At 40.6% G+C, this 24,263-nt stretch carries 29 protein-coding genes and 5 pseudogenes; 18 read left to right on the forward strand and 16 right to left on the reverse strand.

Translation table 11 applies throughout. The features are described from left to right. The 3 genes from ACKTT2_RS05960 to ACKTT2_RS05970 all read left to right on the forward strand — a co-directional run. Positions 1 to 1,127, forward strand: a 1,127-nt coding sequence (locus ACKTT2_RS05960) for a nitrogenase component 1 (RefSeq protein WP_407884980.1), incomplete at its 5' end; no start/stop codon positions are given. A gap of 177 nt (positions 1,128 to 1,304) precedes the next feature. Continuing rightward, positions 1,305 to 1,889, forward strand: coding sequence for a GNAT family N-acetyltransferase (locus ACKTT2_RS05965; protein WP_407884982.1), 585 nt, complete (start codon positions 1,305 to 1,307; stop codon positions 1,887 to 1,889). A 12-nt stretch (positions 1,890 to 1,901) separates the two neighbouring features. Continuing rightward, positions 1,902 to 2,162 carry a hypothetical protein gene (locus ACKTT2_RS05970; RefSeq protein WP_407884984.1) on the forward strand — a complete coding sequence of 87 codons (261 nt, stop codon included), beginning with the start codon at positions 1,902 to 1,904 and terminating at the stop codon, positions 2,160 to 2,162. 34 nt (positions 2,163 to 2,196) lie between these two features. On the opposite strand, the gene ACKTT2_RS05975 is transcribed toward ACKTT2_RS05970, so the two are convergent. Beyond that, positions 2,197 to 2,496: a zinc-binding dehydrogenase gene (locus tag ACKTT2_RS05975; RefSeq protein WP_407884985.1), complete on the reverse strand. Its 300-nt coding sequence runs from the start codon at positions 2,494 to 2,496 to the stop codon at positions 2,197 to 2,199. After that, the gene (locus ACKTT2_RS05980; RefSeq protein ID WP_407884987.1) at positions 2,480 to 3,016 is read right to left on the reverse strand and encodes an alcohol dehydrogenase catalytic domain-containing protein; all 537 of its coding nucleotides are present in this window, start codon (positions 3,014 to 3,016) and stop codon (positions 2,480 to 2,482) included. Before ACKTT2_RS05980 ends, ACKTT2_RS05975 begins: the two co-directional genes overlap by 17 nt. 126 nt (positions 3,017 to 3,142) lie before the next feature. On the opposite strand from ACKTT2_RS05980, the gene ACKTT2_RS05985 reads away from it, so the two are divergent. After that, a complete protein-coding gene (locus ACKTT2_RS05985) occupies positions 3,143 to 3,331 on the forward strand; it encodes a hypothetical protein (protein WP_407884989.1) in 189 nt (62 codons plus the stop codon). An 86-nt stretch (positions 3,332 to 3,417) separates the two neighbouring features. Here ACKTT2_RS05985 and ACKTT2_RS05990 read toward each other — a convergent pair whose 3' ends face one another. Then, positions 3,418 to 4,908, reverse strand: coding sequence for an amidase (locus ACKTT2_RS05990; protein WP_407884992.1), 1,491 nt, complete (start codon positions 4,906 to 4,908; stop codon positions 3,418 to 3,420). A 119-nt stretch (positions 4,909 to 5,027) separates the two neighbouring features. On the opposite strand from ACKTT2_RS05990, the gene ACKTT2_RS05995 reads away from it, so the two are divergent. Further along, complete coding sequence (locus ACKTT2_RS05995; RefSeq protein ID WP_407884994.1) at positions 5,028 to 5,594, forward strand: TetR/AcrR family transcriptional regulator; 567 nt, start codon at positions 5,028 to 5,030, stop codon at positions 5,592 to 5,594. 216 nt (positions 5,595 to 5,810) lie between these two features. Next, positions 5,811 to 6,032 (forward strand): hypothetical protein, encoded by a 222-nt coding sequence (locus tag ACKTT2_RS06000; protein WP_407884996.1) that lies wholly within the window; start codon positions 5,811 to 5,813, stop codon positions 6,030 to 6,032. A gap of 78 nt (positions 6,033 to 6,110) precedes the next feature. On the opposite strand, the gene ACKTT2_RS06005 is transcribed toward ACKTT2_RS06000, so the two are convergent. Beyond that, positions 6,111 to 6,218: a helix-turn-helix transcriptional regulator gene (locus ACKTT2_RS06005; RefSeq protein WP_407885036.1), complete on the reverse strand. Its 108-nt coding sequence runs from the start codon at positions 6,216 to 6,218 to the stop codon at positions 6,111 to 6,113. A 225-nt stretch (positions 6,219 to 6,443) separates the two neighbouring features. Between ACKTT2_RS06005 and ACKTT2_RS06010 the strand changes: the two genes are divergently transcribed. Both ACKTT2_RS06010 and ACKTT2_RS06015 read left to right on the forward strand, forming a co-directional pair. Then, entirely contained in the window at positions 6,444 to 6,710 is a 267-nt protein-coding gene (locus ACKTT2_RS06010; RefSeq protein ID WP_407884998.1) for a hypothetical protein, read from the forward strand. Positions 6,711 to 6,731: 21 nt separating this feature from the next. Beyond that, positions 6,732 to 7,022 carry a DUF3303 domain-containing protein gene (locus ACKTT2_RS06015; RefSeq protein WP_407885001.1) on the forward strand — a complete coding sequence of 97 codons (291 nt, stop codon included), beginning with the start codon at positions 6,732 to 6,734 and terminating at the stop codon, positions 7,020 to 7,022. On the opposite strand, the gene ACKTT2_RS06020 is transcribed toward ACKTT2_RS06015, so the two are convergent. Continuing rightward, positions 7,019 to 7,597 carry an Alr1449 family protein gene (locus ACKTT2_RS06020; RefSeq protein WP_407885003.1) on the reverse strand — a complete coding sequence of 193 codons (579 nt, stop codon included), beginning with the start codon at positions 7,595 to 7,597 and terminating at the stop codon, positions 7,019 to 7,021. The two genes, ACKTT2_RS06015 and ACKTT2_RS06020, sit on opposite strands and share 4 nt — an antisense overlap. 223 nt (positions 7,598 to 7,820) lie before the next feature. Between ACKTT2_RS06020 and ACKTT2_RS06025 the strand changes: the two genes are divergently transcribed. Then, positions 7,821 to 9,110, forward strand: a complete 1,290-nt coding sequence (locus tag ACKTT2_RS06025; RefSeq protein ID WP_407885004.1) for a prolyl oligopeptidase family serine peptidase — start codon at positions 7,821 to 7,823, stop codon at positions 9,108 to 9,110. Between the two features lie 128 nt (positions 9,111 to 9,238). On the opposite strand, the pseudogene ACKTT2_RS06030 reads toward ACKTT2_RS06025, so the two are convergent. Both ACKTT2_RS06030 and ACKTT2_RS06035 read right to left on the reverse strand, forming a co-directional pair. Further along, positions 9,239 to 9,385 (reverse strand): annotated as a pseudogene (locus ACKTT2_RS06030) (DUF433 domain-containing protein); the annotation flags it as partial. A gap of 105 nt (positions 9,386 to 9,490) precedes the next feature. Further along, a pseudogene (locus ACKTT2_RS06035) lies at positions 9,491 to 10,891 on the reverse strand (site-specific integrase); the annotation flags it as partial. Positions 10,892 to 11,010: 119 nt separating this feature from the next. Here ACKTT2_RS06035 and ACKTT2_RS06040 point away from each other — a divergent pair. The 6 genes and pseudogenes from ACKTT2_RS06040 to ACKTT2_RS06065 form a co-directional block, all read left to right on the forward strand. Next, a pseudogene (locus ACKTT2_RS06040) lies at positions 11,011 to 11,160 on the forward strand (nitrogenase molybdenum-iron protein subunit alpha); the annotation flags it as partial. Positions 11,161 to 11,434: 274 nt separating this feature from the next. Beyond that, positions 11,435 to 12,973, forward strand: coding sequence for a nitrogenase molybdenum-iron protein subunit beta (gene nifK, locus ACKTT2_RS06045; RefSeq protein WP_407885008.1), 1,539 nt, complete (start codon positions 11,435 to 11,437; stop codon positions 12,971 to 12,973). A gap of 195 nt (positions 12,974 to 13,168) precedes the next feature. Then, the gene (locus tag ACKTT2_RS06050) at positions 13,169 to 13,495 is read left to right on the forward strand and encodes a Mo-dependent nitrogenase C-terminal domain-containing protein (protein WP_407885010.1); all 327 of its coding nucleotides are present in this window, start codon (positions 13,169 to 13,171) and stop codon (positions 13,493 to 13,495) included. Between the two features lie 127 nt (positions 13,496 to 13,622). Further along, a pseudogene (locus ACKTT2_RS06055) lies at positions 13,623 to 14,192 on the forward strand (nitrogenase component 1); the annotation flags it as partial. A 53-nt stretch (positions 14,193 to 14,245) separates the two neighbouring features. Next, on the forward strand, positions 14,246 to 15,640 hold the full coding sequence (xisF, locus tag ACKTT2_RS06060) for a fdxN element excision recombinase XisF (protein WP_407885012.1): 1,395 nt from the start codon (positions 14,246 to 14,248) through the stop codon (positions 15,638 to 15,640). 61 nt (positions 15,641 to 15,701) lie between these two features. Beyond that, on the forward strand, positions 15,702 to 15,848 hold the full coding sequence (locus tag ACKTT2_RS06065; protein ID WP_407885014.1) for an element excision factor XisI family protein: 147 nt from the start codon (positions 15,702 to 15,704) through the stop codon (positions 15,846 to 15,848). Between the two features lie 241 nt (positions 15,849 to 16,089). On the opposite strand, the gene ACKTT2_RS06070 is transcribed toward ACKTT2_RS06065, so the two are convergent. From ACKTT2_RS06070 to ACKTT2_RS06085, 4 genes are all read right to left on the reverse strand, one after another. Next, positions 16,090 to 16,356 carry a hypothetical protein gene (locus ACKTT2_RS06070; RefSeq protein WP_407885015.1) on the reverse strand — a complete coding sequence of 89 codons (267 nt, stop codon included), beginning with the start codon at positions 16,354 to 16,356 and terminating at the stop codon, positions 16,090 to 16,092. A 199-nt stretch (positions 16,357 to 16,555) separates the two neighbouring features. Then, positions 16,556 to 16,918 carry a type II toxin-antitoxin system RelE/ParE family toxin gene (locus tag ACKTT2_RS06075; RefSeq protein ID WP_407885017.1) on the reverse strand — a complete coding sequence of 121 codons (363 nt, stop codon included), beginning with the start codon at positions 16,916 to 16,918 and terminating at the stop codon, positions 16,556 to 16,558. Further along, positions 16,911 to 17,156, reverse strand: a complete 246-nt coding sequence (locus tag ACKTT2_RS06080; protein ID WP_407885019.1) for a type II toxin-antitoxin system RelN family antitoxin — start codon at positions 17,154 to 17,156, stop codon at positions 16,911 to 16,913. The genes ACKTT2_RS06075 and ACKTT2_RS06080 overlap by 8 nt, the downstream gene beginning before the upstream one ends. 109 nt (positions 17,157 to 17,265) lie before the next feature. Beyond that, positions 17,266 to 17,463 carry a hypothetical protein gene (locus ACKTT2_RS06085; protein WP_407885021.1) on the reverse strand — a complete coding sequence of 66 codons (198 nt, stop codon included), beginning with the start codon at positions 17,461 to 17,463 and terminating at the stop codon, positions 17,266 to 17,268. 278 nt (positions 17,464 to 17,741) lie between these two features. Here ACKTT2_RS06085 and ACKTT2_RS06090 point away from each other — a divergent pair. Further along, positions 17,742 to 17,858 (forward strand): annotated as a pseudogene (locus tag ACKTT2_RS06090) (hypothetical protein); the annotation flags it as partial. Between the two features lie 25 nt (positions 17,859 to 17,883). On the opposite strand, the gene ACKTT2_RS06095 reads toward ACKTT2_RS06090, so the two are convergent. Further along, a complete protein-coding gene (locus ACKTT2_RS06095; RefSeq protein WP_407885023.1) occupies positions 17,884 to 18,246 on the reverse strand; it encodes a hypothetical protein in 363 nt (120 codons plus the stop codon). A 208-nt stretch (positions 18,247 to 18,454) separates the two neighbouring features. Here ACKTT2_RS06095 and ACKTT2_RS06100 point away from each other — a divergent pair, with 208 nt between their 5' ends. After that, on the forward strand, positions 18,455 to 18,667 hold the full coding sequence (locus tag ACKTT2_RS06100) for a type II toxin-antitoxin system VapB family antitoxin (RefSeq protein WP_407885025.1): 213 nt from the start codon (positions 18,455 to 18,457) through the stop codon (positions 18,665 to 18,667). A gap of 51 nt (positions 18,668 to 18,718) precedes the next feature. Here ACKTT2_RS06100 and ACKTT2_RS06105 read toward each other — a convergent pair whose 3' ends face one another. From ACKTT2_RS06105 to ACKTT2_RS06120, 4 genes are all read right to left on the reverse strand, one after another. Further along, the gene (locus ACKTT2_RS06105; RefSeq protein WP_407885027.1) at positions 18,719 to 20,350 is read right to left on the reverse strand and encodes a hypothetical protein; all 1,632 of its coding nucleotides are present in this window, start codon (positions 20,348 to 20,350) and stop codon (positions 18,719 to 18,721) included. A gap of 578 nt (positions 20,351 to 20,928) precedes the next feature. Beyond that, complete coding sequence (locus ACKTT2_RS06110; RefSeq protein ID WP_407885029.1) at positions 20,929 to 21,264, reverse strand: XisI protein; 336 nt, start codon at positions 21,262 to 21,264, stop codon at positions 20,929 to 20,931. Further along, positions 21,252 to 21,671, reverse strand: coding sequence for an element excision factor XisH family protein (locus ACKTT2_RS06115; protein ID WP_407885031.1), 420 nt, complete (start codon positions 21,669 to 21,671; stop codon positions 21,252 to 21,254). The genes ACKTT2_RS06110 and ACKTT2_RS06115 overlap by 13 nt, the downstream gene beginning before the upstream one ends. 150 nt (positions 21,672 to 21,821) lie before the next feature. After that, positions 21,822 to 22,388, reverse strand: coding sequence for a Uma2 family endonuclease (locus ACKTT2_RS06120; protein WP_407885033.1), 567 nt, complete (start codon positions 22,386 to 22,388; stop codon positions 21,822 to 21,824). A gap of 778 nt (positions 22,389 to 23,166) precedes the next feature. On the opposite strand from ACKTT2_RS06120, the gene ACKTT2_RS06125 reads away from it, so the two are divergent. Beyond that, positions 23,167 to 24,263: tetratricopeptide repeat protein (locus tag ACKTT2_RS06125; RefSeq protein ID WP_407885034.1), on the forward strand; the 1,097-nt coding region annotated here is incomplete at its 3' end.

Below are 24,263 nucleotides of genomic sequence, written 5' to 3' on the forward strand. Positions count from 1 at the left end.
GTCGTAACTACTATGTAGGTAAGACTGGTGTCGATTCTTTCGGTACCATGCACTTCACCTCCGACTTCCAAGAACGCGATATCGTATTTGGTGGTGACAAAAAGCTTACCAAAATTATTGAGGAAATTGAAGAACTCTTCCCCCTCAACCGTGGTATCTCCGTTCAGTCTGAATGTCCTATCGGTTTGATCGGAGATGATATCGAAGCTGTTTCTAAGAAAGCTGCTAAACAAATTAACAAGCCTGTCGTACCAGTACGTTGCGAAGGTTTCCGGGGTGTTTCTCAATCTCTCGGACACCACATCGCTAACGATGCTCTCCGCGACCACATGTTCCCCAAATTCGATAAGGCTAAGAAAGAAAATACTTTGTCTATCGAACCCGGTCCTTATGATGTAGCACTGATCGGTGACTACAACATCGGTGGTGATGCTTGGGCTAGCCGCATGATCCTTGAAGAGATGGGCTTGCGTGTTGTTGCTCAGTGGTCTGGTGACGGTACTGTTAACGAGTTGGTTAACGGTCCTGCTTCCAAATTAGTGCTCATCCACTGCTACCGTTCAATGAACTACATCTGCCGTAGCTTGGAAGAATCTTACGGTATGCCTTGGATGGAATTTAACTTCTTTGGTCCTACCAAGATTGCTGCATCTATACGCGAAATCGCAGCTCGCTTCGATGAGAAGATCCAAGAAAACGCAGAAAAAGTCATCGCTAAGTATACTCCAGTGATGAATGCGGTGCTTGATAAGTATCGTTCTCGCCTCGAAGGCAAGACAGTTATGCTTTACGTTGGTGGCTTGCGCCCCCGTCACGTTGTTCCCGCGTTTGAAGATCTTGGTATCAAGGTTATTGGTACTGGTTACGAATTCGCTCATAACGACGATTACAAGCGTACTACCAATTATATTGATGGCGCAACCATCATTTATGATGACGTAACAGCTTTCGAGTTTGAAGAGTTCGTCAAGCACATGAAGCCCGATTTAATTGCTTCTGGTATTAAAGAGAAGTACGTATTCCAGAAGATGGGTCTGCCTTTCCGTCAAATGCACTCCTGGGATTACTCCGATTCTGCGATCGCACCTCAAAGTCAGATGGGACAATATGTTTTGAAGGAAGAATAAAATTCAGCCTAACTTTAGCCTAAATTAAAGTTTTTCAGTACTTTAATGATAATATTTTTTGGATAACCCGTCAGATAAAATGCAGATTTTATCAGAGATCTAGGAGTTAATTAAATTTTTATTAAATAAAAATCGTAAAAAACACAACTTTTTGAACTTCTGTTTTGTTAGACTAATATGAATATTTTCAACTACATCATTGGCACATCAACAGACTTTCGTATCCAGTTAATTAGATGGAATAACAAATGTAGAGAATACATTAATACCTTTTATAGCGGTGACATACATAGAATATTTGGAACAAGATTTGGAGATTGTGTTGCAAAAGTGGAAGCACTAGCTTTTTCTGGAGCCAATAGTAGTAGTTATCGAGGAGTTACTGATAATTCAGGAATATTACAAGCTGCAGCAATCATATCAATTGAACAAATAGAAATTGAAGCAGAATTAAAACAAGGTATTATAATTAAAAGCTTGACTAATGCTCCCTGGAATGTAATTGAACAACCAGGTCAAGACATCATCTACAAACGTAAAGGCGCTGCTACCTCGCTAATCGAAGGTATCATCGGAGAAAGTCAATCAAGTGGGTTTGGTGGTATTGTAAAAGTACTAACAATTGAAAGAGCTAAGGAGTTCTATCAAAATATTGGATTTCGAGAAACCGATTATTCGAGAGAGTTAATAGTAACCGAATATACAGCCAATACAGTTTTGTCAGAAATAAAACAGCGCCGTCAACTACAACCACTTGATTAACCAGAAACACCAATGACTCATTCTCCCACTCCCGAACAACTCCAACGTTGGGCAAAACTAGATGAATTAGAAGCCACAGCCTTTGCTGGTCGAGAAATTTCCCAACAAGAATTTATTTCATTAGTACAGTCTGTACTAGATGGAAGCAATTTACTTAAACATCTAGCAGAAATTAAAGAACGCCGACAACAATTAATGAAAGAAGTAGCCGAACTTGAAGAGTATGAACAATGGTTGGAAAACCATATTCAAGAAACTTTAGGAGAGCGATAATGAATTTCTAAATATTTAAAATTCGGATTAAGAGTTATGACCGGTACTGGGGCGCAAAAACAAAATGGATAGTCACGTTCTTGCCCCATGCTTTAATAAGTGATTGCGGAGTCGCAATATCTACAATACTCACAAGCCGACCAAATGGGCGAATAATTTCTAAGCTATTTTGAATTGTCTCACCCCCGATCGCATCCAAAACCAAATCTACACCCAGTCCATTTGTTTCTTGAAGAACAACTTTCACATAGTCTTCATTTTTGTAATCGATCGCTCGATCTGCGCCAAGTTCTCTAACAAAATCTCGATTTTTAGAACTACACGTTGTAATCACATATGCCCCCATTGCTTTCGCTAATTGAACTGCGATTGAACCAACTCCACCAGCACGACTCATGAATGAGAACTGTTTCACCGACTTGTAAATTCCCTCTAGTTACTAGACAATCCCAAGCTGTTCCTCCTGCAAGAGGAAAACAAGTGGCTTCAATATGTGATAGATTAGTAGGCTTAAAAGCAACAATAGCTGCATCAGCAACATGATATTGAGCGTAGCTACCAAATTTCCCAAAAACTTGCGGCGAGTAATAAACCTCGTCTCCCACCTTGAACTCTGTCACTGATTCCCCAATTGTCTCAATAACTCCTGAAACGTCAACTCCAAGAATAGCTGGTAATTGAATCAAATCCTTGTAATCACCACGACGAGTTTGATAATCAATGGGGTTAATTGATGTTGCACAAACCTTTACTAATACTTGATTGGACTTCAGCATTGGCATAGGAACAGTTTGAATCTTAAAACTCTCAGCATCACCAAATGCAGTTAATACAGCTGCTTGCATGGATTTCATCTTTGCCAAACCCCTTTGTGCTAAAATTAACGGTGAGGGTATTTCGATACCACAAGAGCGTAAATAAGTTCTCTCTGACCTCGCAAGTCAGCACTGTTTGGTAAGGTAGTTACCGTTTAGTAGCAAATGCAGACATCACAGCCTCGAAGCTTGAAAAAAAATTTCTCTACTTCACAGCCAAATGTTTCCCATATTGTGGAGCACACACTTGGATGCAAATGGATGTTAGAAGTTTTACGTTTAATTCGCATAGGAGTTAACCGCCCAGGAGCAATGACTCGTGCAACTGAGGTTCTTGCGTACTTAGCGTGCTAAATCAATATCATAGGGTTACTTATTAGATTGAACAATTGAGGTGGAAATTTCTTTATACATTTTAATTACCTCCTTTTCTCATTCAGCTAGGAATATACTGAGTAGCTTGATGGATATTGGAAATCACCGATCGCGTCGTTAAGTTCCTCAGCGATCGCCAACAATTCCATCTCTCGCCATCGCTTCCCAACAATTTGCAGTCCAATTGGTAAACCACTCTGAGTCTGCCCAATGGGAATCACTACAGCAGGATGACCGCTGAGATTAAATGGTATAGTATAGGCTCCATTTGCAACTCCATGGGGATAGGGTTTGCCCTCAATGTCAATAGCGCTCCAAGCAGGACGATGGGTAAATGCTGGAGTTGCTGCTACAGGAGTGAGCCAGACATCCCATGGTTCTAGAGCAGAGTCCATTTGGGCAACGAAGCGATCGCGAGCGGTAAGAGCCTCAAAATATCCTCTTAAGCTCGGATTGAGAAGTTCGGGTAGAACGCGGCTGAAATTCCCTAATTCGCGAAGTTTCTTGTCGCCTTGAGTTGCTGTCCGAAAAAGTAACTCTATGCTGCGTCGAATATTATAGCGATCTTTGGGTTGGGCGTAGTTGTTAATGTAGGCTGCTATCCGTCCGTAGAGGTTCCACACCGTTGATAGATCGAAATCTTTAGGAAACCAACGTTCAACACGGACACACTCTTGAGAAAGTTTCTGTGCGATCGCTTGCATTGCGGCTCGAATTTCAGAATTCACAGGAACTTGCTCCCATTCATCAATCCAAGCAATTTTAAGGTCTTTTAAAGATTTACCAGAAGGAGTATCCAGCAAAATGGGCGGAACATCAGGACGGCGAGGATCGGCTCCAGCAATTAATGAAAAGCAGATTTGAATGTCTTTGAGCGAGCGTGCAAAACAGCCTACAGTTATCATTTGTCGGAGACAATAGGGCATTCCTGGTACTTCTGGAATCGATCCAGCTGTAGAGATCCGGCGATCTGTTGGCTTCAAGCCATAAACGCCACAAAAATGAGCAGGCTGACGCACGGAACCTGCAATATCGTTGCCGATGTCTAACGGTGAAAGTCCGGCAGCAACAGCAGCAGCACTACCTCCAGAACTACCGCCTGCTGTGTAATCAACATTCCAGGGATTATTTACCCGTGGGAAGAGAGAATTCGTACTCTGAAAATCACCAGCTAGCTCTGCCATATTTGTTTTTCCAAGAATGATAGCTCCGGTTGTCCGAAGCCGAGCTACAACAGTTGCATCTTGTTGGGGAATGTAGTCTTTGAGGGGAATATAACCTGCTGTGGTGCGGAGTCCGGTAGTTTCAAAAATATCTTTAATCGTGATGGGAACGCCGTGCAAAGCACCCCAATTTTCTCCTCTGGCTAAGGCTTCGTCTGCAAGCTTAGCTCTAGCACGGGCATTGTCTTCATCCAACGTGCAAATCGCATTTAGTTTCGTGTTATGCTTGGCGATTTGAGCTAGATAAGCCTCGGTAACTTCAACAGCAGAAACAATGCGATCGCGAATCATCTGAGCAAGTTGATGGGCTGACAGGAAAACCAAGTCACTCATAGGTCAATTTCACCTCGTTTATTCAACTCCAATGCAAGATATAAGTTAATTATATTCACTTTTAGTTAAAAGTGTTAACTAATTTGTCAACTATGGGTCGCCCAGTTAAGGAAAAATCATTGTCACGGCAAGATGTCATTGCTGCAGCTATCTCTTGCATCGATCGCGATGGAGCGTCGGCACTTGGGGTCAGTCGAGTCGCTCGATTTTTAGGCATCAAGCCACCTGCTATTTACAAGCATTTGGAGAATGGTGCGGATTTGCAGCGAGCAACAGTCATAGAACTCTGGCGACAGTACTTAACTCAGTGTCAGCAGATGATTGCTGAACGCTCAGTTACTCCAGATTTGCTGAAACAGTTGGGACATTTTGCCCGCAACTTTGCTAAAACCTATCCCGCTCGTTATCAGGTCATGATGCAAGTTCAACTTCAGCCGAGCGATCCTGAAGCAGGTGCAATTATCCAGCAACTCCTAAACTTCCTTCGCCAAGCTTTGAATGCTTATGACTTAACCGATACTCAGTTAATTGATGTGATGCGGATGTTGAATGCTGCAATTTACGGATTTATTGCAGTTGAGCAAGCAGGGCTAATGACTTTGGAACGCTCCACCGATCAAAGCTACGATGTAATGTTGGATGCACTGATTGTTGCGATCGAACACATTCGACGGGATGATGGTTGATTGCTCAAAACAATGAGCATTCAAGTCAACTTCAAATGATAATTCAACTTAGATAGCAAACTGACTCAGGCTTTCATGAGGATAATTTTACAGCCAGCATGAATTGATTTTAGTTCAAAATATGAATCAAATACTTATTGTTCAATGGGAAACCACTAATTCTAGCAGTATACCTGCAGCTATGGACTCATCTCAACGCTGACTAGTCCTTTTCCCTTGCGTTCTTTACTTGGTCAAGAACAGATGGGCGATGGCTTGCTCTACTGGATACTGATTGCAATATTTACCCTCAGCAATACTCTACTACTGAGACTGCACCCAGAACTAGCCCGATCGCAACTGCAAGGTTTGGTGATTGGTGGCGTCGTCCTTGCTATCAGCATTTTCCCTCAAGTTATTGACTGGAAAATAAACAATATGCCATCAACTGCTAGCTAGGGACTTGTCTTCTCAGTTCCAAGTATTACGAAGAAACAGATTGATTTCTTGCAAATTCTTGTGATTTTTAACACGTTCTCACTGACTTGTGAGAAATCCTTTAGGTGTCACCCCGAATAGCCACTTGAAGTGATGGTTGAGATGACTCTGGTGAGCAAATCCAACGAGAACGGCAATTTCCGCAATTGTGAATTCGCCTTTACATCTCTACTACAAGCTCAAAACAATTCTACCGCTCCAGCAACAGTTCTCTCAAAGCAGGATCTAACCTGGAAAAACCACTAACAAAATTTGCTTTTTAGCGCCATAACCCTACCTAAAATTACGCTGACGTGTTCTAATAGGGAATACTAGTCGTAAAATTTTACAATGTTACTATATCCATATATCAAAAATAAAAAACTCACGATAATGGTACTTCCACCAAAATTACAAAATTTGTCTAATAATCTACCAATTGAAGGAGCAGTTCGTATCGAATTAGTTGAAGGAATTCCCATCTTTCGGGCTTCCAGTAAAGTTCAAGATTGTATAGAAGAATTATTGATAAAACAAAAAAATTATCCACTGAATTCTGAGGAAGAACGCGAACTTGACCTTTACGAAGAAGTTAATGATTATCTCAGCTTTATAAATCGAACTATTCGTAATGCTTTCTTAACACAAACAAGTATCTAATTTTTCAATAAGGACTATCAAATGTTATTCATGATTATTGAACGATTCAAAGATAACGATATGCTGCCAATCTATCAGCGTGTTCGTGACGAGGGAAGAATGTTTCCCGAAGGTCTGAAATACATTGATAGTTGGGTAGAACCAAATTTTAGTAGATGTTTTCAGCTTATGGAGTGTAATGATTTGCGTTTACTTCAGGAATGGATTCTGAAATGGCGTGGTTCGGGAGCGACTTTTGAAATTGTTCCGGTTGTGAGTAGTAAAGAGACTCAAGAAGTCGTTAATCCATTCCTCGATCGCTTGCAATTCTAATCTGGAAAAGCCACACCAGTCAATGGGTCGCGGATATATAATCCCAGCGTCAGACTACGCATCACTTCATCCCAAACAGGTGTAAGCTGTTCTGCTTGGTCTACCCAATAATCGAAGGTAATCAAGCATTGAATGTTCGACCCCAAACCAATGCAAGTCCGCGAGAAAGCTTCCCGTGGCTCCTCCTGGGTGTCTATGAATTTAATCTCCGTCCAGACAATCTTGGCAGTTTGGCGCTTGACGGTAATTATTTCTCCCTTGGCAATGACATTGCGAGACTCATTTTCCACCACTTTCCTCAGAGTAGATTTTAGTGGAAACTGGCTCCAGTCATGGGGTGGTAAACGATTGAAAGAGACTTCCAGACAGCAATCCTCGTCGGGTGGTTCTTTATCAAAGAACTTAAATGATTTTTCTTGTGGCTCAAAAGCCCAATCACGAGGTACGTTGAAGCGAACCGCTCCTCGATCTGCCACAAAGATTTTATAACCAGGTGGACCTTCCCAGTGATGGTCTGGTTTTAGTTCAAGCGTTTGTTTCATCCACTCTAGATTGCTTTTCTTACGCTTTGCCATAGTGTTTTTGCCAATCTGGTACTGCGAGCGCCCACTTTGTTAATATTATCAAGTTCTCCTAAACTCAACAACTGAGATTTTCTGTTAGTTACAGCAGTTTTTATTCAAATGAATTACGTTTTGGGTTAGGGCGTAATGCCGCCGCGCCCCTTCGGCTATTTTTCCCTGAAAATGGTTTTAAATTAGTTTGGTGATGGGAAGACAAATAGCACATTTCAATCTTATGGAGGAAGACAAATGCTCGAAAACCCAAAACCACCTGTTGCACCAGTCCAACCTGTTACAGATGACTACTTCGGCATCAGCACCTCGTTACAAGATTGTTAAAACTTCGTTAAAAAATCCCGATATTTCTAAAGCTGAACTTGTCTTAGCGCAAAGTGACAAAACCATAAACAACATATTTGCAGCTACTGATGCACTCTATGTACTGATGGATGGCAATGCGATCGATAAAGTGATTCGCATTCCTTACAGTGGTGCGGCGACAGAACTAGAACTTCCTTTTGATGGAATAGTCGATTTTTTTGCCAATGACGCAAGATTGTCAAAAAATGATTCCAGAGTGGAAGGGATTGTGTTAACTATGGCTTCTTGGACAAGATCCAACAGCATCTACGAATACAATGCGAAAACAGAAAGGTTTGTGGAGATTCTTCTACAACCAAAAGGTCAATATGATGCACCGGATGATTTAATTGTTGAGGAGGTTGAGGTGCAATCCCATGATGGGACATTGGTGCCAATGTCAATTATCTACAAAAAAGGAATTAAGCTCGATGGCTCAAATCCATGCTGGTTAACTGGTTACGGGGCTTATGGCTTCTCCCTATACCTACCCTATCAACATCAAGATTATGCATGGTACGAGAAAGGGGGTATTGCTGCCTTTGCTCACGTGCGCGGCGGTGGCGAAAAAGGGGACGAGTGGTATCGGGCTGGATTTCAGCAGACGAAACCGAATACTTGGAAAGATTTTATCGCCTGTACCAAGTATCTCATCGAAAATAAATACACTTCACCTTCCAAACTAGCAGCTGAAGGATTAAGCGCTGGTGGTATTACAATCGGCAGAGCCATCACTGAGCATCCTGACTTGTTTGCTGTGGCAATACTACGAGTAGGCGCTTTAAATCCAGTACGTCTTGAAACGACTCCCAATGGAGTGAATAATGTCCGTGAGTTTGGAAGTTGTGAGAGTCTCGCTGGTTTCAAAGCTCTTTATGAAATGGACGCTTTTTTGCATATCGAAGATGGCGTTCATTATCCAGCAATGATGATTATACACGGCATGACTGACACGCGCTGCGAACCTTGGCAATCAACTAAATTTGCAGCACGAGTTCAAGCGGCTTCAGCCAGTGGCAAACCTGTCTTACTTCGCATTGATTATGAAGCAGGACATGGGGTGGGATCGACAAAAATGCAACGTTTCCAAGAAAGAGCCGACATTTTTACTTTTATGATGTGGCAATTTAGTATGGAGGATGAAGAGTCGAAACAAGCACAATAATGCACATCACGGAATGAAAATTCGTCTTGCACCTCAATAACTATCAAGGTCAAGTACAGTTTCAATCAGACTTTCAACACATTGTCCTCGATATTCAAAGTCATTCAGCAGTCGCTCCGCATTGCTATAAGCTCAAACAATCCCCGGATAAACTTAGGCGGATATTGCGCGGTTACATAATCCATTACGTCGTAGAGGGTGATGCGCGTTCCTGCGATCGTTAGTCCACGCTCTGTACGAATAATAGCTGCTTTTTCATTTGATGCCAGAGTCATACTCAATGCTCCTCCGAAACTAACTCCATACTACCCCATTGCCATATTCAAGATGCGTTTGTATATAGTTTTTGGTGCAATCATAATTTGTTCACTGTTTTATTTTCAACTCCGCTTATAAATAATCTCCATTTTCAACTTTTCAATCTCTAGCTTTAACTTCTCATTCTCCATCCTCAACTTAGTATTCTCCTCTCGAATAAACTCAATTTCATTTTTCTTACTCAAAGCTCGATCCATTGCTAACTTCCGCATATCCAGCGAGAACCAACGTTGATAAGTTTGGGTATGAACTTGCACGCTATGCCCTAAATTATCTGCTGCCGCTTTTATTGGTATCCCTAGAATATGCGCCCGAATTGCCCAAGCATGACGTAAATCGTAGGGCTTAAAATCCAATCCGATTTTACGAAACCACCAACTCACTCTTTGAGTTAATGCTGTTGTTTCTGCATAGTTATTCTTATCTTTCTTGCTAATTGCTGTTGCTAACATCTCTAAATATTTGGGATTTCTTAAATCAAAGTCATCAATCCATTGTTTGTATAACGGTAATGCTTGTCTCTCTCCTGTTTTACAATCTTTATGCACTTTCCAGGTCAAGTCTATGTTTTCTTGGCTTAACCACCAATTGATATCGGGATTGGTAAAAAGTTCTCTTGGTCGCAAACCAAAAACGGCTAGCATTCCATATGTCCAACGCCAAAGTTGCCAACTATCTTTAACTTCTTGATTGACCTGATGTCCCCTACTACTTAAGTAATCTTCAAATTTCATAATTCCCCTACAGATTTCTTCATCCGAAGGTATCTTACGGGAATTACACTTAGGCATTTTAGAATATTTTGATAAATCAATTTCAATTTGAAAGGTGAGACAAAATGCTGCGATCGCTCGAACTGCATTATATCTCGACCATTCCTTATCAATTTTCTCAATTGCTTCTATAAAATTTTCTGGAGATGCTACATCATTTAAATTTGTAAATCGTTTTGTTCGAGAAAAATAATAAAAAAAAGTGTGTTCGCTCTTTGTCGTTCGTTTATGAGTTTTAAAATACTCTTCTTCAAATTTTTCCAATAATTCTCCTATAGTCGTACAACTTTTCTTAGTGGCTTCATTCCCTAAATATTTATCAGTCCATTGAAAGCTATGCCTTGCAATTAACTTCCCTAATTCATAGGCTTCTTCCTCAGCAGTCCTTAGCCCATCTAAGTTAGCAGGAATATTTAAACTGAGATTGTATTGCTTTCTCCCAGTTCCCTTTGTGTCCTTGTCTCCTGGTTTAAGTGGTAACGTAGCGCGTAACTGTAAGCTTCCGTTGGATTCCCTAATTGTCACTTTTGTCTTTGCTAGCTTCAAACGCTGATTAACTTTCTCTAATTCCAGTAATACTTTATTTTGCATATGCTCTCTTTGTTGCTGTGCTTGCAGACTTGAGCCAAGAAAACTGCGATCGGTTGACGAAACTGACTCTAAATCTTCAAAAGCTTGCCGATATTTGTCATTTTCATGGGGGGTGTTTTTAGCCTAAATTTAGTCTAAAAATAAATATGTTATCCGCAAACACTGTTTAGCTTTGACATTGCTTGCAGCAAACATTACACAGCTAAAAACTATCAAAGCATAAAAAGAATTACTCCGGTCCTTATCACGGTTATGACGGCTTTGCAGTTTTTGCTCGTGACATGGATTTGGCTCTTAACAGCCCAACTTGGGATATTATTCCTACTCCTTGGAAGAAAGAAACTGCTAAGGCTAAAGTTAGCGCTTAATTTCTAAATTAGTTACCAAGCTAACAGCTTGGTAACCAAAGATGAGGCAGAGCCTCAATTGAATGCATTCCCAGGCTGAGCCTGGGAACGAGGATGAGACAACAGCCCTCTGTTTCACTAAGTATTCTCAGGTAGCACCTGAAACAAAGGGGGACTATAGACTAGGGATTAGGGACTAGGGACTAGAAAACAATTTTCCATTCCTAATCCCCAATCCCCAATTCCCAATCCCCAATCCCTAAAACATACAACCCAGCAAGCTTGGAGAACATCAATGCCTCAAAATCCAGAACAAATTAAAGACCATGCAGAGCTGTTCCAACAACCAGAATACCAAGAGTTATTCAAGAACAAGAGAGAACAGTTTGAAGGCGGACACAGCGACGAAGAAGTAGAAAGGGTTGCTGAGTGGACAAAAAGCTGGGAGTATCGTGAAAAGAACTTTGCTCGTGAAGCGTTAACTGTTAACCCTGCAAAAGGTTGCCAACCTTTAGGAGCTATTTTTGCTGCTGCTGGTTTTGAAGGCACTTTACCCTTTGTACAAGGTTCTCAAGGTTGCGTCGCTTATTTCCGTACTCACCTCAGCCGTCACTACAAAGAGCCGTTCTCCGCCGTTTCTTCTTCCATGACAGAAGATGCTGCAGTATTCGGTGGTTTGAACAACATGATTGAAGGTTTGCAAGTTGCTTACCAACTTTATAAGCCTAAAATGATTGCTGTTAGCACCACTTGTATGGCAGAAGTTATCGGTGATGACTTGGGCGCGTTCATCGGTAATGCTAAGAATGCAGATGCAATTCCCCAGGATTTCCCCGTACCTTTTGCTCATACTCCTAGCTTCGTTGGTTCTCACATCACCGGTTACGATAACATGATGAGAGGAATTCTGTCTTATTTGACAGAAGGTAAGAAGAAAGATACTACCAACGGCAAGCTGAACTTTGTTCCTGGATTTGATACCTATACTGGTAACAACCGCGAAATCAAGCGGATGCTGGGCTTGATGGGAATTGACCATACTATCCTGGCAGATAACAGCGATTATCTGGATTCACCTAACAACGGTGAGTACAATATGTACCCAGGTGGTACCAAGCTAGAAGATGCGGCTGATTCCATCAATGCAAATGGAACCGTGTTCTTACAGGGCTACTCCACTCAAAAGACACAAGAGTATGTCAAAGAAAAGTGGGGTCAACAAACCAAGGTATTACGTCCTTGGGGTGTTAAAGGCACTGATGAATTCTTAATGACACTATCAGAATTAACTGGTAAGCCCATCCCTGAAGAGTTAGAAATCGAACGGGGACGCTTGGTAGATGCCATGACAGACTCCTATGCTTGGATTCATGGCAAGAAGTTCGCAATTTACGGTGACCCAGATTTAATCGTTAGTGTAGTTAGCTTCTTGTTGGAGTTGGGTGCTGAACCAGTACACATCCTCTGCAACAATGGCGATAACGAATTCAAGAAAGAAATGGAAGCAATCCTCAGCGCTAGCCCCTTCGGTAAGCAAGGAACTGTTTGGAATCAAAAAGACTTGTGGCATCTACGCAGTCTCTTGTTCACCGAACCTGTAGACTTCTTCGTAGGCAACTCCTACGGTAAGTACCTGTGGCGCGATACCAAGATCCCAATGGTGCGGATTGGTTATCCTCTCTTCGATCGCCACCACTTGCACCGCTACCCAACTGTTGGTTACCAAGGTGGTTTAAACCTACTCAACTGGATTGTTAACACACTTCTAGACGAGTTGGATCGTAACACCAACATCACTGGTAAGACCGATATCTCCTTCGACTTGATTCGTTAGGAATTGCGTTAACCTGCGCCGTGTCAAGTAAGGAAAAGGAAATGGTTAATGGTTAGTGGTTAATGGTTAGTTGTTGATTGAATTCTCTAATAACCACTGTGCGGGCGCAAGTCATTGCGCCCCTACTAACTACTAACAATCCCCCGATCGCTTTTCTTTTTCCTTTTCCTGTTACATTTTTCCCAAATGTCTACTATGGAAACCGTAACTCACACTCACACTCATCCAAACTATCATCCACCAAACAATAAAAAACCTGGTTCCTTTGATATTTTATATCCTCTGCGTCGTTTGGTAGATAAAATTCAAATTAGAAATGCTCGTCTCGCTCATCTTCTTTGTCAACTGATTCCTTGCTGTTGTCCTTTTGAGCGAGATATTAAATTATTTGGACAGACTTTCCATATTCCGCCTCTTTGTAAACTCAATCCTCTGTATGACGAGTTTGTGAATTTACGTTTTCGTGCTTTATCTTACTTGGCTGATGAATGTGGAGAAGATATTACAAAATATATTTGTTAGTCATTGGTCACTGGTCATTGGTCATTGGTCATTAGATAAGGACAAATGACAAACCACAAATGACAAATGACAAACGACAAACCACAAATGACAAATAACAAATGACAAATGACAAAGGACAAAACAAATGAAAATTAACCAAAGTAAAATTAATGAGTTGTTGACTCAGCCCGGTTGCGAACACAATAAAACCAAGCATGGAGACAAGAAAAATAAATCTTGCTCCCAATTACCTAAACCGGGCGCTGCTCAAGGGGGTTGTGCTTTTGATGGTGCTATGATTGCTCTAGTACCTATTACCGATGCCGCTCATTTAGTTCACGGACCGATCGCTTGTTCTGGTAATTCTTGGGGGAGTCGCGGTAGTTTCTCTTCCGGTTCAATAATGTACAAGACTGGCTTTACCACTGATATGGATGAAACTGATGTCATCTTTGGTGGAGGGAAAAAGTTATATAAAGCTATTCTGGAAATTGAAAAGCGCTACCATCCTGCTGCTATCTTTGTTTACTCTACCTGTGTCACTGCTTTGATTGGTGAAGACTTAGATGCAGTGTGTAAAGCGGCTGGAGAGAAAATCAACACTCCGGTTATCCCTGTGAATGCTCCTGGTTTCATTGGTAGCAAGAATTTTGGCAACCGCCTTGCAGGTGAAACTCTGTTAGAGTATGTTGTCGGTACACGTGAACACGACCACTTACAACAACACCTTTTGTGATATGATTTTGGGATTGATTTGAACGGATTTTCATGAGAGTTTACGGTTACGCCCGCGTGAGCACCCAAGAACAAGCAGAGGAGTTTGACGCACTCAATCAGCAAATAGCTAGATTAAAAGCGGCGGGTGCAATGGAAGTCTTGATTGATATTGAGTCGGGACGCAACGATGCTCGAAAACAATTTAATGAGTTGCTGAAGTTAGTACAACAAAACCAAGTTGACGAAATTATCATAACTCGTGTCGATCGCTTGGGTAGAAGTGTGATTACTATTCATAAGACGATCGATATTTTCGTGAGGCATAATGTTAACCTACGGGTACTCGATGCACCTGTCGATCCAAATAGCCCCTTTGGATGGTTTAGTATTAACCAGATGTCCGGGCTTGCTGAGTTTGAATCAAGGTTATTATCCCAACGAGTTAAACAAGGAAACGAGTATTTTCGGCAGCAATTAAAGTTTTGCGTTCCTCCATTTGGATATGCAAAAGATGAAAATCAGCGTTTAACACCTAATAAAAATATTCACGAAAAATCTGGAAAAAATTATTTTGAACTAGCAAAAATTATTATTGATTTAATCTTGGAAATGCGATCGCTAAAAGATGTATGCAACTCTATTTATAATGAATATGAAATAGTTTTTACTGTTGCAGGTTTGCGAGATTGGGTTAAAAACTTTGCATTACAAGGACATACAGCTTATTTCATTAAAAAGAAAAAAGGTATTCATCGAGAACCAATAATCAATTTTAATACTCACGAAGCTTTGATTACATCAGCAACAGTAGAGGCGATTCAACAGAAATTGTCAGCAAATAGGAGGTATCGGAGTTCGGCAAAATCAACACGTGGCGACTATCCACTTGCAGGCTTAATTAAGTGTAGCTATTGTGAAGGAGGTATGTACCGTAACTTTTCCCGACATAAAACGAGAACTGAGTATATGCGGTGCGTGAATTACAATAAACCAGGAAAATATCACTGCAAAAATTCAAAATGTACTCGATTGCGGGAAATTGTAGCTAAGACGATCGCAGCTTTATGCGAATACGCACCGAAATTAATCGAGCATCTAGAAAGTCAATCGGCAACAACACAAGTTGTTAATACCAAGCAAATAGAAAAGTTAACCAACGAATTGTCTGTTTTGCGAGGGCTGCGGAGTTCTAACCCAGATATAATTCAAGCGATCGCAAAAATAGAGGCGACCATTAGTACACTATCAATCCCAAGTAGAATTGTTGATAGTGATACTTTTGAAAATGCTAAGAGGAAAATCGTCATTGCGTCTCAAGCTACGTTCTGGGAATCATTGGATGATTCGGAACTGCGAGCGGCACTAGCTGAGTTTATCGAGAAGGTTGAGGTAGATTCAGAAGGGGTTGTATCTCCCAGTTTTAAATTGCCATTAAGCTTAGGATAAATATTATGCCTGCTAAAGACAAGTATCACGATACAGTTAAAAATAAGGAGGCGCTCGCCCGATGGATTCACTGAACACTGAGTATCGCAGTATTATTGTAAAAATTCTGCAAGATTATGCTGATTTTATGGGGAACGATGAGGAAATTCAAGTCGAGCTAGTGTTCGATCGAGAGCGCGATCGCTATCTTTTAATAGAAACAGGCTAGCCAAACGGTTATCGCATCTATGGTACCTTATTGCACATTGATATTAGACATCGCCAGAAATTAATTATGGATTACCTGAAAGTCTTGGTAGGGGCGCAAGGCATTGCGCCCTTACATCTTTGCTGGAGATGTCTATTATAAATAATCTTCTGACGGGAAGGAGTAACACCTATCAACCCCAAGTAAAACTTTTGATAGGGAATACCTTTGAGAATGCCAAGAGGCTAATCGTTATTGCTTCTCAAACTACGTTCTGAGACTCATTGGAGGACTTGGAACTGCGATCGGCATTAGCTGAGTTTGTAGAGAAGGTAGAAGTGAATTCAGAAGGAGTTGTAACTCCCAGGTTTAAATTGCTATTAAGCCTATCCTCGATACATCCGTAGGTTTTGATGAATTCTTCAGGAGACATATCTCCAATCTTCAAATTCCCATAATATCTTTCATAAGCTTCGAGTAACCTATCATTGAGCATTTTTAGGACTTTTTGAGAACGATCTGAAGCCATAAAACATTCTGTAGCGATGTTTCTAGCTTATTGATTGGCTGAAATTTTTCTGTTAACAGCGAACGAAGGAGCATCGTACTAGTTGAATTAAAAATGACTCAGAGACAGTAGCTCGTTTTTGCTGCACGATACTATATAGTACAGGAATAAGCGCAAGTTAAATCCGTCTAAATTTATTTAGTTAGTTTTATGATTTTTCTTAATTTTCAACTGCACGTTGTTCATATTCGACAATAATACCTCTAATGTTATCTGCTGCAACATCAGCTTGTTTTGATTTAGTGTAAATAGTCAGTAGAATAATGCTAGTTTCCGTTTTTACATAATAAATAAGACGATAACCACCACTTTTACCTTTTTGAACGTCACTATTTCTGACTCGCACCTTAAAAACTTCAAAACCAATTCCAGGTATCTCTTCTCCAGGTAGCTCTCCTTGTTGAAGTTGGTTAACTACAGGTTGTATATCGCTACGAATATTACGATATTTCTTAGCTAGGGTGCGTAGATTTCGATTAAACGTTGGTGACGCTTCAACTTCAATTGCTGGTTGCTCAGACATTCTCCAGTCCTTCCCAAACTCGCTCGATAGGAATCGTTTGTCCTGTTCGAGCTTCATGCCAAGCTTGACGAAAATCGTCTAAAATTGCTTCATCAGGTGTATCATCCTCATCGACTTCTGCCTCTTCTGGGATAAGGACAATTACTTCAACGCGACTGTTCTTATCGGTTATTATAGGACGATCTAACGTCAGTTGCCCATGTTCATCAATGCTTGCCATCACTTTGATTGCTTTCATTTGGTTCTCCAAATTCCTATAGTATAATGGCTCGCGATGCCTGTTTATTCTAAGCTTACACAAATTCTGAAAGATTATGCTGATTTTTTGGGCAAGGAAGTTATTCCCTCTACCTTTCTTGATAGGCAGCGCTCGCAAAGACAAGTGTAGAATTTATCACGAACGACACATCTGGAGCACGAAGGTTTCTTTTTGTGGTGTTGGTTGTTGTGAGGTGAGGAAGAATGAAGGTTCTTGCGTACAAAGCGCGTGCTAAATTCGTCAATAAATAAGCTTGAAACCCTTGCTGAACAATTGTAACAGCCATTATTACCTGTCTATAACGGCAAGATTGACAAAATTTAGACTAGAAGCGCCTGTAAGCCTTAATTTTAAAGCACATTTATCGACTGTAATTAAACATTTAGCACGACACCTACGAAAGAACCGAACTTTCACACTCCCATAACACCATACACTGCTCCATTGCTGCAACATGAGGACTAAAACTTCAGTCATCATGCCTTTATAGGTATTAAAATTAATGGCAGCAATTTAAGTCATTGTAATCTTAATGATACCAATTTACCCGATACATAATTATGTGATACAAATTTGAGATACGCTAATTTATGTAATGCTAAATTGCGTAATGTAAAGTTAAATAAACTAACTTGCATCAAGCGATTTTGGCTTTCCGTTTGGGGATTAGCGATCGCATAAAAGTGTTGTACAAATTTAACTAAGTTTATTTCCCTTGAACTTCCTTTAGCTTTACAAATGCTCTAGCCTTAGGCATTCTCACAATATGTTCCAGGTATTGATAACCTTGCCATAACTGTTCTTCTGTAGGTGTTAAACCTACTGTATGATTTTTCTTCAGCAGAGCAGAAATCTGAGCTTGTAGGGTTGTAGAAGGACGTAAGGCAATAATGCCTTCGGGAGTGGGAAGGCTGGCTAGAAACTCTAACACTTCAGCGACACCTGAAAATTCACTCTGGCTGCTCGCATTGAGTTCTCGCAATCCCAACTCTAAAATCTGTGGCAGTTTGTCTTCAAGTGGATGTAACTGGGCGACAAAATCATCAGGCAAATCGAAGGTAACTTGCATAGTCGTAAACTAGGATTTCAGATTGATAATCTAAACTAATGTACATTATGCTGATGTTAACGCACCTACATAAGCGATCGCATTTCCTTATTCTCCTTAGCCAATAGTTTTAGGGCACAGTGACAAACTCAGCTTTTCAGCCTTCTGTGCGTTAACTAATTAGAAACAGCTAACCTATAATTATAGTGTGATGTTTCTTTAGTTGGACATGACTATCAATATTCCCATCAATGAGGCTCTTATTCAAGAAGCCCTAGCTGTTGGAAATCAAGAAAATGAACGGGATGTAGTTGAATTAGCACTGCGCGAATACATACAGCGTCACCAGCAACTCAAAGTGATTGAACTGTTTGGTACAATTGACTACGATACTGACTACAACTACAAGCAGCAACGCAGTAGTCATGAAAGTGGTTGTTGACACATCACTAACTTTATCACTAGCACTATCAGCAATTGTTTCCAAGCCGAATCAATTCTGAGTTGTCACACATTTTGCCTGGAGTACAATCAATCTCTCAGTATCCACTACAGAACAACGCTTCAGCGTGCTAACTAGAGCCGGGGTAGTTCCCTGCTCTAGTGTAGCTAAAATATCTTTTGCCACGAGCTGCCACTGTTGAAGCCAAGGATTAGTGTTCATATATTCAGGTGTAAATGCTGTGCGATCCAGCAGGAAAAAATCTACCCCATACGTCTGAATAAAATTTTGAACTTCTACCAAATTTTGAGTGTACTGGGCGTGAATGAGATCGGTAGCTCGTTGTCTAATTTGGCGATCGTATCTGGTATGGTAAGGAACTGCATATTCCCAACCAACTAAGATAGGTCGCTGGGAAAATGTTGGCAGGTTGTCTGTTTCAGGCGACAGCCCAGCAATGAGAATATCTTTCGGTTGTTTCCGAAAAAACTCATACACGACTGGTGCTTCACCTCTGATGTAATTGCTGTTTGGAAAGTGTGACAATAACAGGGGATAAAAAACGAGGGTAGTTCCTAAGAGAACTGTTAACCCGAAGGCTAAAAACTGCCGATGCTCTGGAAATTGAGTAGATTTCTTGCTCGTGCGAAAAACGGCATCTAGTATCGCTGCGATCGCTATTCCGGCTGCCAGAATGATGACAAACTTGAGTGTATAGCGCGTATAACGGGCGGGGGCGAAGAGTTTGTAAAGTGTGAAATGGGCAGCAAAAAACATCCCCAAAGATACCAATGCAATCTTTGGTAAAATTCTGACGTTCCTGGTAACTCGTTTAACTAAGGGAAAGCGTTTGGGATAGCGCAGCAGTATCGGTAATAAAAAACCAATTGAGGATAGTGGGTGTTCTAATATATTTGGCAGAAGACCACTGTGCTGTCCTAATAGCCAAAACTGAAAGGGATTGTCATCAAAAAAAGGTATTCGTCCTGTTTCAGAAAATTCTGGTAATGCTCTAACTGCATTCGGTGTAACTACAGAGCCATACTCAGTAGAACTCAGGGCATAAGGTAGCATCATAATCAAGGCAAGTCCTAGCCCGGTAATGCTAAACACATAATCTCGGCGATTGCGAGATAAACAGGGGAGCTTGTCTTGCCAATGCCATACCTTTAAGATTAAGATTCCAGATAAGATAAACAACAACGGTGGGTAAAACAATCCAGAAAGTGCGATCGCGCCCAGACATAGAAGTGCATTGCCTCGCAGCAAATAGTATACAAACGCCAGAAACAGCAGATAAATAAAAGATCTAGGCGTAGCAGAGACTAAATCATCTCTCATTACCAGATTTTGATCGAACAGCAACGTAGTCATAAATCCTACGGCGGGGACTGGCAATATCTGCATACAGACGGCAAAACAGTAGCTAGTTGTCAGTAAAAGCAACAAGACTGGCAGGATTTTGCTTGAGTCAAGTGGATCGATACCCACAGATGCCATGAGTCGATAGAGAGTAGCATATCCAAATGGTGTTACGGATTGAAAATAGTCGGCAAGCAAATCATTTGGCAGCAAGTCTGGCTCTAAAAATCTTTGCATCCAAGATACATATACCCGCGCATCGTCTTGTACTACGTAAGCACTACTAAATGCCTGCTTTAGCTCTAAAAGACTATAAATCATTGCAAAAGTCAGACTTAAACTGAACCAAAATACGAGCTGAGATTTATACCTTTTGGTAGTTAAAAAAGTTTGCAGGCGTGTTATTGACATATTTACAGCGAGGGTATACTACTAGTTCTTTGTTTTCTATGGCTCTTATACTTATATACTTAAGAAGCCGTTTGACTACTAATAATCTGCAAATACACCCAAAATTCGTGATATCAATGCTAGGCTAATACCCATTTTTTTTCAAGATGAAGCGCAAGAATAAATAAGATTAAAAGTTTTTTCTAATGTAATATTGGAAACATTTGATTTAATGGTTGGTGAATGACAAACTTTTTTCTCAAGGGCGATTGCTAATTAATAACTACGTAGAATCAAGTGTGATAAATTTCTCTATATATAAATAAGATTTATATTGTTTTGAATGAGGATACATATGTGAAATGCTTCCCACATAGTTTTGAAAGGTTATGAATAAACGGCTTGATACTTCACAGTCTATAAGTACAGAGATAAGTGCAAGTTAAATCCGAGCAATAAATAGTAATTAAGTGATTTATTACTTGCACTCAGGTAGCTTTCTCTCTCATTTATGCCACGCCAAAATCGGTATACTGACGGACTTGAGGAGGATGAAAACCCAAAATAATATCTTCTCTCGGAACTCCTGCTTCCAACAACTCCTCAGCTACAGGACGATTAGTACCATCATGTTGAATCCAAATTTTCCCTTGGATAATATCAATATGTACCACTGAACCATGTACCCGACGTTGCCCATCCCATCCTACATGCATTACTTCATAATGATCTGTTTTGGAATCGATAATTGCTTCAGTCTCAATCTGACCATGAGACGGTTTGTACTTCGCATACTCATCAATTAACTGGCGGACTATCTGGCGATAGCGTTCTAAGGTATCCATTGCACAATCCTCGCTTGTTCCTCGTTAAATACCAAGAGTTGAATTTGCAAGCTCTTTACAATCAACTGTCCTAGTTTTTCTGTAAAAATAGATTCATAGGAGCGTTTGGGAACAGCCAAATAAAGCATTCGTTCTGGTGCGATTTCTGTCAGAATACTTTGATAGATACCATACTGCCCTACCGCTTCTTCTAAATCGCGAACTGGAGAAGGCTTTAAAAAGCTCTTAATCTCAACGGCTATTTTCCGATTGCCCTTTTGCGCGGCAATCGCCCTCTTTTCTGCCCCTAGATCGACATAAAGGTCTCGACCTCCATAGGATAAAAGAAATGGGTCGTTAGTAATTTCCCAGCCATCTGTAATGAGAGCTTGGACAACGGTATCATGATACACATCTTTAGCAGGCATAGCAAAAGGATAAGCCGTTATTTCCGTTTATACTTTTATAGTTCCTATTTTAGTTTTCTTAAGAAGGATATAGACTTACCGAAATTGTGCAATACCTGAAGTATTAATGAAAATTTAGGAGTCACTAACAAGATAGCTTGCTTAATGAATTCATTCAAACACAGGTGGCCAAAGGTCAGATATGGCTAACTCCCATCCTGGTAATAACTCTGGTAATAGCAGTACCTCACCATCTTGTAAAACCTTTGGCTCTTGGTTGAGTTGGTAGACAGTTAGTGTCAACTGGTCGGGATCTATCAAGATACCAATTACTGTTCCCAATCTCAAAAACATCTTGATTTTTTCTTCTAATTTATCGATTTGGGCGGTTTTAGACTTAACTTCAACCATTAAATCTGGAACTAATTCAACAAAATCACGTTGAGTTCTTTTTAAACGATGAGCAAGTACGAAAGATACATCTGGAGCACGGAGGTTTCTTTTTGTAGTGTTGTTTGTTGTCAGGTGAGGCAGAATGAAACCAGCACTAGAACCAGTAACTCGCCCTAATCTACGCGGGTCAACCCAATTCCACAGCTTGGCAGCAAACCGAATGCTAATCTCATCTGACTCATAATCTGATGGCTCCATAACAATGATGTTTCCGTCTACCAGTTCCATTTGCCAATCTGGATGTTCTTGTTGGAGTTGCTCCAAATCCGTAATAGTTAGAGACATAAAATAGTCATGCTTTACTTACAGAAGTTGACGATTGCACCCGACACTTCACCTCACGCCATCACCGCAAGCAATATAATCAGTGAAATCTTTTCGTAGCGTGGATTTTAGCTAATGTTATACCGAGCAATATTATAGGATATTTTGTGGGCGATCGCTTTCCCTTCTGCCATTTCCCAATGCATTTAGGTATTGCTGTTTGTGGTGTGGATTTTAGCTGATGTTGTGCTGAAAAATATAGTAGGGTATTCTTTGAGCGAGCGCTACCTCACGTCTCCCAATACTTACTACGGTAGCTCAGCTTGTTGCAGTCTTATCATCTGTATTAATTGCGCTTAATAAAACCCAATTTTTGTGCCTGCCATATACTGCTATAATTAATTTCCATGCAATTGTTGTAACTACGTTCCCAAATGTGGTATGCAATAATGTATAATTCTTATTGGTATAGCCGAGACTAGCTTTTTCCGCATTTTTTGCTAAGAGGAGTAATTTTATGTTACTAGTTCTTTCATAGCATGATTTTCGGCCACGCACGTTGGCAAAGTGTGCCTTCGCTACTTTTAATGCCTACTCCGGTCACAAACTTTAGTTGCCAGTTTCGTAAACGGTAACGTGGAAGGAGTTTTTGATTAGATGATACAATTATCTGGTGTGAGAAGAGAAGTTTTATATTTGAGTGAATTGTTCTGTTTGTGATTCAATTCTTGTCTTATAGGGTAAGAATTACTAAGGATTTTAGCGTTTACAAAAATACCGAAATCTCTGCTTTAACCTCGTGAAACATTACCACGTTCTCATAGCAATATTGGTTGGTATATTAATTGTAATAGTTCAACCACAATTAATAAGAGCGCACTATCTCGACCCCGATCTAGTTCTTAAGCAAAAAGGCGAGAATTATCCTGTCCTCACGATTGCTTATGGAGTAGAAACACTTGGCAAACCATATGAAACGACTTCCATCGCCACAGATGCCAAAGTTAAAGACTTTCTGATTCAGGGTAAACATAAGTACGATCGCAGAGAGTATAAAGATGCGCTCCAAGATTACACCCAAGCGTTGCAAATCGATCCCAAGAATGCCTATATCTATCAGCTACGTGGAAACGCTTATTATAGTTTGAAAGATTATCGACGAGCAATTACTGATTACACACAAGCGTTGCAAATTGCTCCCAACAATTCAACCACTTATGGATGGCGAGGAGATGCCCTTGCCAACTTGAAAAATTATCAAGGTGCAATTGAGGATTACACACGAGCGCTACAAATTGATCCTAACAATCCAATTAGTGCAATCAATTATAAAGCACGAGGTTTTACCCGTGCCTTATTGGGAGACAAGCAGGGAGCAATTGCTGATTACACCCAAGCTCTACAAATTAATCCTAACAATGCTGGTGCTTACTACTATCGAGGGAACGTTCATCATAGTTTGAAAGACTATCAACTAGCAATTGCTGATTACACTCAAGCTCTACGAATTAATCCTAACAATGCTGATGCTTACTACAATCGAGGGAATGCCCATGCCCTGTTGGGAGAGAAGCAGGGAGCAATTGATGATTACAACCAAGCCCTACAAATTAATCCTAACAATTCTAAGGCCTACAACAATCGAGCTAATGCTTATCACGATCTGAAAGACTATAAACGAGCAATTGATGATTACAACCAAGCCCTACGAATTAATCCTAACAATGCTGATGCCTACAACAATCGAGGGAATGCCCATGCCCTGTTGGGAGAGAAGCAGGGAGCAATTGATGATTACAACCAAGCCCTACGAATTAACCCCAACAATTCTAATGCCTACAACAATCGAGGTAATGCTTATCAGGGTCTGAAAGACTATAAACGAGCAATTGATGA

The organism is Scytonema hankhaensis NUACC26, from assembly GCF_045865695.1.
GTDB lineage: Bacteria > Cyanobacteriota > Cyanobacteriia > Cyanobacteriales > Nostocaceae > Scytonema.

What these genes read in the sequence shown, in the direction of transcription:
- ACKTT2_RS05965 (WP_407884982.1), top strand. Translation starts at nt 1,305, where the DNA reads ATGAATATTTTCAACTACATCATTGGCACATCAACAGACTTTCGTATC.
- ACKTT2_RS05970 (WP_407884984.1), top strand. Translation starts at nt 1,902, where the DNA reads ATGACTCATTCTCCCACTCCCGAACAACTCCAACGTTGGGCAAAACTA.
- ACKTT2_RS05980 (WP_407884987.1), bottom strand. Translation starts at nt 3,016, where the DNA reads ATGAAATCCATGCAAGCAGCTGTATTAACTGCATTTGGTGATGCTGAG.
- ACKTT2_RS05985 (WP_407884989.1), top strand. Translation starts at nt 3,143, where the DNA reads ATGCAGACATCACAGCCTCGAAGCTTGAAAAAAAATTTCTCTACTTCA.
- ACKTT2_RS05990 (WP_407884992.1), bottom strand. Translation starts at nt 4,908, where the DNA reads ATGAGTGACTTGGTTTTCCTGTCAGCCCATCAACTTGCTCAGATGATT.
- ACKTT2_RS06010 (WP_407884998.1), top strand. Translation starts at nt 6,444, where the DNA reads ATGGTACTTCCACCAAAATTACAAAATTTGTCTAATAATCTACCAATT.
- ACKTT2_RS06015 (WP_407885001.1), top strand. Translation starts at nt 6,732, where the DNA reads ATGTTATTCATGATTATTGAACGATTCAAAGATAACGATATGCTGCCA.
- ACKTT2_RS06020 (WP_407885003.1), bottom strand. Translation starts at nt 7,597, where the DNA reads ATGGCAAAGCGTAAGAAAAGCAATCTAGAGTGGATGAAACAAACGCTT.
- ACKTT2_RS06025 (WP_407885004.1), top strand. Translation starts at nt 7,821, where the DNA reads ATGGAGGAAGACAAATGCTCGAAAACCCAAAACCACCTGTTGCACCAG.
- nifK (WP_407885008.1), top strand. Translation starts at nt 11,435, where the DNA reads ATGCCTCAAAATCCAGAACAAATTAAAGACCATGCAGAGCTGTTCCAA.
- ACKTT2_RS06050 (WP_407885010.1), top strand. Translation starts at nt 13,169, where the DNA reads ATGGAAACCGTAACTCACACTCACACTCATCCAAACTATCATCCACCA.
- xisF (WP_407885012.1), top strand. Translation starts at nt 14,246, where the DNA reads ATGAGAGTTTACGGTTACGCCCGCGTGAGCACCCAAGAACAAGCAGAG.
- ACKTT2_RS06065 (WP_407885014.1), top strand. Translation starts at nt 15,702, where the DNA reads ATGGATTCACTGAACACTGAGTATCGCAGTATTATTGTAAAAATTCTG.
- ACKTT2_RS06070 (WP_407885015.1), bottom strand. Translation starts at nt 16,356, where the DNA reads ATGGCTTCAGATCGTTCTCAAAAAGTCCTAAAAATGCTCAATGATAGG.
- ACKTT2_RS06075 (WP_407885017.1), bottom strand. Translation starts at nt 16,918, where the DNA reads ATGTCTGAGCAACCAGCAATTGAAGTTGAAGCGTCACCAACGTTTAAT.
- ACKTT2_RS06080 (WP_407885019.1), bottom strand. Translation starts at nt 17,156, where the DNA reads ATGAAAGCAATCAAAGTGATGGCAAGCATTGATGAACATGGGCAACTG.
- ACKTT2_RS06085 (WP_407885021.1), bottom strand. Translation starts at nt 17,463, where the DNA reads ATGGCTGTTACAATTGTTCAGCAAGGGTTTCAAGCTTATTTATTGACG.
- ACKTT2_RS06095 (WP_407885023.1), bottom strand. Translation starts at nt 18,246, where the DNA reads ATGCAAGTTACCTTCGATTTGCCTGATGATTTTGTCGCCCAGTTACAT.
- ACKTT2_RS06100 (WP_407885025.1), top strand. Translation starts at nt 18,455, where the DNA reads ATGACTATCAATATTCCCATCAATGAGGCTCTTATTCAAGAAGCCCTA.
- ACKTT2_RS06105 (WP_407885027.1), bottom strand. Translation starts at nt 20,350, where the DNA reads ATGATTTATAGTCTTTTAGAGCTAAAGCAGGCATTTAGTAGTGCTTAC.
- ACKTT2_RS06110 (WP_407885029.1), bottom strand. Translation starts at nt 21,264, where the DNA reads ATGGATACCTTAGAACGCTATCGCCAGATAGTCCGCCAGTTAATTGAT.
- ACKTT2_RS06115 (WP_407885031.1), bottom strand. Translation starts at nt 21,671, where the DNA reads ATGCCTGCTAAAGATGTGTATCATGATACCGTTGTCCAAGCTCTCATT.
- ACKTT2_RS06120 (WP_407885033.1), bottom strand. Translation starts at nt 22,388, where the DNA reads ATGTCTCTAACTATTACGGATTTGGAGCAACTCCAACAAGAACATCCA.